A 3,739-nucleotide genomic window follows, 5' to 3' on the forward strand; every position below is an offset into this window, starting at 1 on the left:
GGGCTATCGACCGTCTCAACAACCCAGTCGGACCCTGTGAAAAAGGCATATTTCAGATTCAGTCCACTTAGCGCATGGTAGGCAATGTGGGGTCTTCCGCTGTCGTCAATGGCAATGGACGTGTAGTCGCCAACTCCAGGAGAGGTGTCAATTCTGCTGGTTTCCCACTGGCTCCCCGTCCAGCACGCATATTTGAGGTCATCAAGGAGATAGTCATGATAACTGATGTGTGGGTATCCACTCCCGTCTAAAGCAATCGAGGTCCACTTTCCGACCCTGCCGACACTATCCACGACGGTAATGAGCCACTGACTCCCTGTCCAGGTGGCGTACTTCAAGCTGGTCTCCGCGCCGTCATTGTAGCTAATATGAGGCCGGCTACTGTCGTCAACGGCAATCGAACAATAGTGCCCTCTTAGCCGTCCTGTTTCAATGGTCTGTATCTGCCAGGCCAGTGCTGATGTCACTAGAAATATTGAAGCAAGCACGAGGACTACAGTCCTTAATTTGACACTGAGTCTTTCTTTCATGATCTTCCCTCCTTGTCTTTCGCCCTTTCAGGCATAACAAATCCCCGAGCAATGACCAACTCGGGTTTCAGTACACCAGATACCTCAGTCCTTCTCGGAAACTTGTGCGTTTCGGCAGTCATCAGACCACGCCCCTTACTCGTACTAAAATCTAGCGCATACGTTCCCTCCTGTCAACACCTTTTTTCACCCCTTTCATCCCAGATAGCCGACCGTGGCGAAACCCAGTTGGCTTACCTGTCCCCGACCGGCTATCGCGATGAGCAAATTGCCACCCTTCGCCGGAGCTTGTTCTGAGGCTGTGAGGCGGAGGGGCATATCCCACAATGACCCTGCTTTCCCAACACTTCGTGTCGATTGACCTGGTCTGGGTTAGGCAGTCTACTTTCACAGAATCACAGACTACGGGCTGCGAACTTCAAAATGCAAAAGAGTGACAAAAGAAGAGGAGTCTCTGTGTGCTCTGTGGTTCAGAGGTTTTCGGATACCATAAGTCTAAGCCTTCTAGTGACCCCAAAACAGGGAGAAAGAAGTCCTTGTCAAGGCTTTTGTGAGATGGTAGCATAGGAATTGGGGACGGTGCTTGACATTAGGGCTAATAGTCAAAACAGCTATAACATTGCGATGGAAACCCTAGGGACGGTGCTTGACTTTTGACATTTTACCCTCAAAGACGATACTGTGGTTACTTCCTACGAATGATTCTATCCCACCTAACCCCATAAGTCAACCTCCCTGGCATGTTCATCGCCACATGTTCGTCTATGCACAAGTTCACATGTGTACACGTGCGCATATGCACACACATGCAAGATCTGCGATCTTAGGTCACAGATCTCAGATTAGTTGTGCCAGATTTGTGCCAAATCATCACCAACAGATACCTCAGTCACTGCTGCGAAAGAATTTGACAACCGTCCGCGAATGTGGGAGAATTCTTTTGAGTGAAATGACAAGGCGCGGAACCATGACACACTGCTGGAATCTGTCAGGATGTTGGACTAGAGAAGGTCCACACTGTGGGGACATGCATTTGGACCTGATTGAAGCGGAGGTTTTGCCAAAATGCCAAGCACCGTCCCCAGTTTTCCACGGATAAAACGTTTGTTTCAAAGACCTAGATGTCGGGCGTTGCGAATATAACACGAGAATACTCACTTGGGTTGATAACATACAATGGCTTCCGAATCTGCGAAACTAGACCTAACTGAGCGCAACTAAGGCTTTGTACGTGAGGTCTTCTTATAGGCATATACTACGTCCGACTTCTCATCTCCACCACCCGGGGCCCCATCCATGCCCAGGTTAATAAAGTGCTCTTCTACCTTGCGCGCGACAGCCGCACTCGTGGCCCCACGATATATCCACCAACCATTTTCTTTTTGTACACCATGCTCAACAAACAATCTGCGTTCTGGGTCGTTTGTTACACCGATGTACCAGCTCTTGTAAGGACCTGCCTCCTTACGGACGTAAGCTTTGATGTCCGTTTTGATCTTGGACTCGCTGTGTGGCATGGAGACCTCCTATGTTAAGCGTTGCGGATTTCAGACAAAAATACTCATTTTGGATGCCAAGCTGTCAAGCCTTGCGAATCTCACACGCCTACGCTCGTTTACACCGAGAATCAGGGTCCCCAGGTCAAGAACCATGACCTTGGAAGGCCACCAACTCTGCACGCACAGCGTCACCTGGTAGGCACATTATTCTTCCCAGAGGCGACAACTGTGCAGGATAGACGCCCAGCCTGCTTGCTAGTATTGTTTTCCCACTGAAGAGGCTGCAGATTTGAAAGTTCATCGCTGCCACCCTCTGATTCTGGTGTTATATGGTCAATCTCCCACCCGTACTGAGAGCTTCTATCTCCATGGTAGGCCCTGCCTATCCAGGCTCCGCAGGCATCTTTTCGCCAGACCCCAGGGGCGTTGTCCGGTACAATAGTGCCTTTCTCCCAAACTTGTTGAATAGTCTGCTCAGATGCCCTCATATCTTCCTCCTGTCAAGCTGTAAACGACTGAGAATGTTGAGCTTTAACGCTCATTTACAATGAGGATTTCTCCTCGTTGTGTGCGCACGATTTCAGATAAAAATGCTTTTTCAAAAGCCCTACCTGTGCAGGGCCCAGAATAGAAAGATCCAATACTTAGAAAACTTGAGAACTGAGCATTGATCACTACAGGTTTTGAGTATCGACAAACGGCGGGTCCCTATGGCCGAGTATGCATTGCTCTCTTGTACGCATAGACCCTATCAGAAGTTTCATCTCCACCGCCAGTGCCCCCGTCTGTCCCGAGGTTATCGACAAAGAAGTCCTCCACGTCTCTGGCAGCATTGGAGGAGTTAGCTATGGCATAAATCCAAGGATCCAAGCTCCTTACCTTGTGACCTCTCCGGAGCCTTCCCTCCGCATCGTTGCTGATACCAACGTACCACTCAGGAAATTCCCCCCCGTGCTGCTGCATATAGTCCAAGAATTCTTCGATTATGTCTTCTTTGCTCTCTGCCATATGTAAGCCCTCGAGAATCTGGGCCCCTCATGCTGATCTATTCTGAGAATTAATCCTGCGTGAGTGTCACACGATTTCAGATAAAAATGCTTTGTCAACAGTCCTACGTGTCATGCGTTGCGAATCTCAGATGAAAATGCTCATCTTAGATGAGAATCTATTGACCATCGAGCGTTGCGAATGCCGGTACTCAACTCACTGACCGCACACAGGACACACCAAGAGGGTCCCATCGGGCCGGTCAGGGTGGTTCTCGTTGCGCAACTTCACGTTCTCGCCGAAATCATGATAATTGTGGCATTCCTTTTGATAAGCAGCCACGGGAGACTTTGCGTAGCTATACATGAACTTCTTGTATCCGGGATCGAGTCGTCGCTTGAGCTCACCATTCAAGTCCGTGTCTGATCTTCCGACATACTGAACAATGAATGTGCGATCATCTAACGTATAGCCAAGCGCATAGTTGCCTGGAGAGGTTTTGGTTATGAAGTGATCTATCTGCTGGGAGGTGAAGTCAAAAGGACCTTCCATTCCGAGGTTTGGCATTCTTGCCTCCCTGTAAACCCTTGAGAAAGCAGAGCCTTCGTGCTCATTTTTTCTCCATTCATCTTACTCCAAATCCCGTTTAATATCGTCTAACATTCCCCTTTGTTCCCGCAAAGATATTTGCATAGACTCCAAAATCATCTCCGCTTTCTTCTT

Annotated in this window: 5 protein-coding genes; all 5 read right to left on the minus strand. The window is 48.9% G+C overall.

What is annotated here, in order from left to right; all coding sequences use genetic code 11:
- Positions 1-530, minus strand: a 530-nt coding sequence (locus tag E3J62_03165; GenBank protein TET46771.1) for a hypothetical protein, incomplete at its 3' end; no start/stop codon positions are given.
- Positions 531-1,747: 1,217 nt separating this feature from the next.
- Complete coding sequence (locus tag E3J62_03170) at positions 1,748-2,047, minus strand: hypothetical protein (GenBank protein TET46772.1); 300 nt, start codon at positions 2,045-2,047, stop codon at positions 1,748-1,750.
- 170 nt (positions 2,048-2,217) lie between these two features.
- Positions 2,218-2,517, minus strand: coding sequence for an HNH endonuclease (locus tag E3J62_03175; GenBank protein TET46773.1), 300 nt, complete (start codon positions 2,515-2,517; stop codon positions 2,218-2,220).
- Between the two features lie 220 nt (positions 2,518-2,737).
- On the minus strand, positions 2,738-3,037 hold the full coding sequence (locus tag E3J62_03180; protein TET46774.1) for a hypothetical protein: 300 nt from the start codon (positions 3,035-3,037) through the stop codon (positions 2,738-2,740).
- 195 nt (positions 3,038-3,232) lie between these two features.
- Entirely contained in the window at positions 3,233-3,583 is a 351-nt protein-coding gene (locus E3J62_03185) for a hypothetical protein (protein ID TET46775.1), read from the minus strand.
- Positions 3,584-3,739 lie beyond the last annotated feature (156 nt).

This window comes from candidate division TA06 bacterium, assembly GCA_004376575.1.
GTDB lineage: Bacteria > Hydrothermota > DG-26 > E44-bin18 > E44-bin18 > E44-bin18.

Excerpts from the sequence above, each read along its gene's own strand:
- E3J62_03170 (TET46772.1), bottom strand. The coding sequence starts at position 2,047 with ATGCCACACAGCGAGTCCAAGATCAAAACGGACATCAAAGCTTACGTC.
- E3J62_03175 (TET46773.1), bottom strand. The coding sequence starts at position 2,517 with ATGAGGGCATCTGAGCAGACTATTCAACAAGTTTGGGAGAAAGGCACT.
- E3J62_03180 (TET46774.1), bottom strand. The coding sequence starts at position 3,037 with ATGGCAGAGAGCAAAGAAGACATAATCGAAGAATTCTTGGACTATATG.
- E3J62_03185 (TET46775.1), bottom strand. The coding sequence starts at position 3,583 with ATGCCAAACCTCGGAATGGAAGGTCCTTTTGACTTCACCTCCCAGCAG.